Origin of the sequence: Phenylobacterium sp., assembly GCF_044371015.1 — a bacterium.
GTDB lineage: Bacteria > Pseudomonadota > Alphaproteobacteria > Caulobacterales > Caulobacteraceae > Phenylobacterium.
The window spans coordinates 1-4,421 of record NZ_JBILUK010000253.1; the positions used below are offsets into that span (position 1 = coordinate 1).

Annotated in this window: 4 protein-coding genes; 2 read left to right on the top strand and 2 right to left on the bottom strand. The window is 70.1% G+C overall.

Annotated elements, in window-relative coordinates; genetic code table 11:
• Positions 1-1,270: carboxylesterase/lipase family protein (locus ACIQ3R_RS15675; protein WP_397419789.1), on the bottom strand; the 1,270-nt coding region annotated here is incomplete at its 3' end.
• A gap of 101 nt (positions 1,271-1,371) precedes the next feature.
• On the opposite strand from ACIQ3R_RS15675, the gene ACIQ3R_RS15680 reads away from it, so the two are divergent.
• Together ACIQ3R_RS15680 and ACIQ3R_RS15685 are read left to right on the top strand one after the other, a co-directional pair.
• The gene (locus ACIQ3R_RS15680; RefSeq protein WP_397419790.1) at positions 1,372-1,737 is read left to right on the top strand and encodes a response regulator; all 366 of its coding nucleotides are present in this window, start codon (positions 1,372-1,374) and stop codon (positions 1,735-1,737) included.
• Between the two features lie 113 nt (positions 1,738-1,850).
• Positions 1,851-2,243, top strand: a complete 393-nt coding sequence (locus tag ACIQ3R_RS15685) for a c-type cytochrome (protein ID WP_397419791.1) — start codon at positions 1,851-1,853, stop codon at positions 2,241-2,243.
• Positions 2,244-2,330: 87 nt separating this feature from the next.
• On the opposite strand, the gene ACIQ3R_RS15690 is transcribed toward ACIQ3R_RS15685, so the two are convergent.
• Positions 2,331-4,421 (bottom strand): molybdopterin cofactor-binding domain-containing protein (locus ACIQ3R_RS15690; protein WP_397419792.1); only part of this gene is annotated, 2,091 nt, incomplete at its 5' end.

Below are 4,421 nucleotides of genomic sequence, written 5' to 3' on the forward strand. Positions count from 1 at the left end.
AAGGCGCACCGAAGACGAAGCGGATCTCGTCGGTGTGACGGGCGCCCAACGGCTGGGTCGGCTTCTGCGCCGCCGGCACATGGCTGAAGTAGTAGAGATAGACCGGCTGACCGGAGGCGGCCTGGATCCGCGAGATGTGCCGGTCGGGCTCGGTGATCAGCTGCACGGTGACCAGATCGTTGACGATCCGGGCCTTGTCTCCGGCGCCGGTCGGATCGAACGCCTTCAGCACCGCCTCGCGGGCCGCTGTGGGCAGGATGTCGAGCATCGCGGGCTGGGGGCGCACGAGGCTGGCCTCATTGGAGTTGCCGCCGATCATCAGGGGGACCTTGGCCTGCCGTCCGGCGGCGAACCCCTGGGCGACGCCAGAGGTGATGTAACGCCCGTCAAGGATCGGTCCGGCCCGGCTGACAATTCCGCCGGTATAGGGCATGGCGCTGAGCGGCAGCTTGCGCAGAGCGGCGGCGGCCTCCGGCCCGTCACCCTTGATCCCGGCGGTCTCGGCCGCCTTCAATCCCTGGGCCTCGGCCTGAGCCAGCGGGGTCGGCGTATGGCGGGCGAAGGCCGACTGGCCGATCACCTTGTGGAACAGCCCCTTCGCATCGGGCGAGAGCATCAGATAGAGCGCCGATATGCCGCCGGCGCTTTCGCCGTAGATGGTGACGTTCTTCGGATCGCCGCCGAAGCGGGCGATGTTGGCCTGGACCCACTTCAGCGCCGCGATCTGGTCCATCATGCCGTAGTTGCCGGTTGGCCCCTCTTTGGTGAGGGCCGGATGAGCGAACCAACCGGCGCGGCCGAGGCGATAGTTCAGGCTGACATGGACGACGCCCTGCTTGGCGAAATTGGTCCCCTCGGTGTCGCCGCCGAAGGCGCCCATGCTGGTCCCGATGACGTAGGCGCCGCCGTGGATCCAGACCATCACCGGCAGCTTCGCGGCCGGCCCGGCGCCTTCCGGCCGCACGATGTTGAGGAACAGGCAGTCCTCGGCGATCTGGCACGAGGCGCCGGCCCGGGTGGCGTCGCGCTCGCCGCTCCAGCCGGGCGCCGCGCTTGGCGGCTTCCAGCGCAGATCGCCCAACGGGGCCGCGGCATAGGGCACGCCCAGGTGATAGGCGACGCCGTCCTTCACTGAACCCTTGAGTGCGCCCTGGCCGATCCTGACCACCTGCGGCGCGCCATCAAAGGCGCCGGCCGGGGCCTGAGCCCAGGCCGGTGCGGCCAGGGCGAGAGCGGCCACGGCCGCCAGAACCGCGCGAAACCCGATCATGACGTTCCCCCATCTGCCGGGCGGGCGTAGCCCGGCGCTGTTTCGCGATTGTGTCGTCCCTGCCGCCTGGACCGCAAGGCGGACGCGTGGGAGTCTGGGGCGTGACCACGCTTCCAGACCCCCAGGGCTTGCGGGTCCTCGTCGTCGAGGACGAGGCGATGGTCGCCATGCTGATCGAGGACATGCTGGCGGACATCGGCTGTGTGATGGCCGGGACCGCCGCGCGGGTGGAGGACGCGCTCGTCGCGATCGCGGCGGGCGGGTTCGACTGCGCCCTGGTGGACATGAACCTCGACGGCCAGCCGGCGCATGCCGTGGCCGATGCGTTGCGCGCGGCGGGCAAGCCCTTCGCCTACGCGACCGGTTATGGCGAGCCGGACCTGCGCGAGGGCGACCGGGGCGTGCCGGTGCTGAACAAGCCGTTCCGCGAGGGGGAGTTGGCGGCGGTCCTGCGCGGGCTGGGCTAGGCCGAGACAGCGCAGCATTGACGCGGCGCCCACAACCTGGACCTTGAGCGATACCGAGGGTCGCAACTTGATCGGACTTTGAACAACAATCCCTCGCAAAGGCGGGCATGCCCATGTCGACGAACTTTCCAGTCCTCCTCGCGGCTTTGGGGGTCGCGGTCGTTTTTGGGGGTGAAGCGACGGCCCAAGGCGTCGCCGCAGGTCGCGAGGTCGCCAGGAACTACTGCGCGAGCTGTCACAACATCGCCGACGGTGAGAGCCCGCTCGAGGACGCTCCACCGTTTGCAAGGCTCAAGTTTCGCTATGGCGCCGGCGGGCTCGCCGAGCTCCTCGAAAAAGGGATGATCAAGAATCGCCCCTACCCGCTCGAGGAGGGGAAGCGCCTGCTTCACCCGCGAATGCCCGCCTTCCCGCTTGATGAAGATGAGGTGGTGGCTCTCGCCGACTACCTTCGGACCTTCGAGACGCCGTTACCGCCGCGAGAGGCGGCCCCGCCCCGGAAGTGATGGCGAGCGTCATGGCCAGATCTCGACGCGACGGTTCGGATTGGCCCGACGCGCGAGGTTGAGCCCAAGCCGCCGTGTTTCACACCCCTACATCCCGCGCGCCATCAGCCCCGCCAGCAGCTTGTCCGGCGTGATCGGGTACTCCCGGACCCTCACACCGCAGGCGTTGTAGATGGCGTTGGCCACCGCGGCGCCCGAGCCGGAGTTGCCGAGTTCTCCGACGCCCTTGACGCCCATGGGGTTGGCCTTGTCGTCGACCTCGTCGAGCATGATGGCTTCGAGCTCGCCGATGTCGGCCTGGACCGGCACGAGGTATTGGCCGAGGTCCTGGTTGGCGAAGGAGCCGTAGCGGGGGTCGACCGGGTTGCCCTCATGCAGGGCCGAAGCGGCGCCCCAGATCATGCCGCCGGTGAGCTGGCTGCGGGCGGTCTTGGCGTTCAGGATGCGGCCGGCCGCGAACACGCCCAGCATCCGGCGCACGCGCACTTCGCCGGTCACCGGATCGACCCCGACCTCGCAGTAGTGGGCGCCGTAGGTGTGCTGGCTCCAGTCGCGCGCATCCTGGGCGGGGCGGATTTCGCCCTCGACGGTCAGGCCCTCGGGCGCCGCGCGGCGGATCAGGTCCGACAGCGTCTCCGAGCGGTTTTCGATGGCCACCACGCCGTCCTGGAAGGTGACGGCCTCGGGATAGCCGCCGTGCAGGGGCGAGGCGGGATCGGCGGTCGCGAGCTCGGCGACGGCCTTGCGAAGGTTCATGCCCGCCGCCAGCGCCGCCGAGCCGGCGGTCGCCGCGCCGAACTGGCCGCCGGACCCGGGCGCCGGGGGCAACTCGGAATCGCCGATCTCGACCACGACCTTGCCGAGCGGCACGCCCAGAGTCTCGGCCGCGATCTGCGCCAGCACGGTGTAGGTGCCGGTGCCGATGTCGGTCATGCCCTGGCGCACGGTGATCACGCCCTCCGCATCGACCGAGAAGCTGCACTTGGCGGGCAGAAGGAAGTTGCCGCGGATCGCGGCGGCCATGCCCAGGCCCACCAGCCAGCGGCCGTCCCGCACCTGGCCGGGCGTGGCGTTGCGCCGGTCCCAGCCGAAGCGCTGGGCGCCCTCGGTGAGGCAGCGGGCCAGCTGACGAAGCGAAAAGGGCTTGCCGGTCTCGGGATCGACCTCCGGCTCGTTGCGCAGGCGGAACTCGACAGGATCGAGGCCCAGCCGTTCGGCCATCTCGTCCATGGCCACTTCAAGGCTGAGCGTGCCCGAGGCCTCGCCCGGCGCGCGCATCGGTCCGGCCGGCGGCAGGTCGAGGCGCACGAGGCGGTGGCCGGTCAGCCGGTTGGGCGCGGCGTAGAGGTTGCGGGCGAAGTTGGAGGCGTGCTCGGTGAACGATCCGTCCTTGTGGCAGTGAGTCCAGGTCATGATCGACATCGCATCCAGCCGTCCGTCGCGGCTCGCGCCGAGGCGAACCCGCTGGACGGTGGCGGGACGATGGATGGTGGCCTGCATCATCTGGCGTCGGGTGAAGGCCACCTTGACCGGACGGCCGAGCGCGCGCGCGGCGAGCGCGGCCAGCGTCAGGTCGTCATAGGTCTGTCCCTTGCCGCCGAAACCGCCGCCGATGTAGCGGGTGAGCAGGTGGACGTCGTCGCGGCCGATGCCCAGCGTCTCGGCCAGGCCATGCTGGGCCGGCTTGACCATCTGGATCGAGGTGTGGACCACGCAGGTTGTTCCCTCCCACCAGGCGGTGGTGGCGCAGGGCTCCATCTGGCAGTGGTTCTGGATCGGCGTGGTCCAGGTCTCGTCGAGCCGGACCTCAGCTGCGGCGAAGCCGGCCTCGAAGCGGCCGATTTCCACATCCTCTTCGCCCGGCGGCTGGCCGGCGGCGTCAAGCCGGTCGGCGAAGGTCGCGTCGGGCGCATCTTCCGCATAGCTCAGAGACACCAGATGCGAGGCCGAGACGGCGTTCTCCAGGGTGTCGGCGACCACGAAGGCCACGGGCTGGCCGAAATAGGCGACGCGGTCGCTATCCAGCGCCGGCTTGGAGCCCTGGGTGCTGCGCGGATGGGCCTTGGCCCCGCGCGGCGGCTGGGCCGGGACGTTGAGGTGGGTCCAGACGGCGAGCACGCCGGGACTGGCCTGCGCGGCGGCGATATCGGCGCCGGTGATCCGGCCGCTGGCGATGCC

What these genes read in the sequence shown, in the direction of transcription:
- ACIQ3R_RS15685 (WP_397419791.1), top strand. Translation starts at nt 1,851, where the DNA reads ATGTCGACGAACTTTCCAGTCCTCCTCGCGGCTTTGGGGGTCGCGGTC.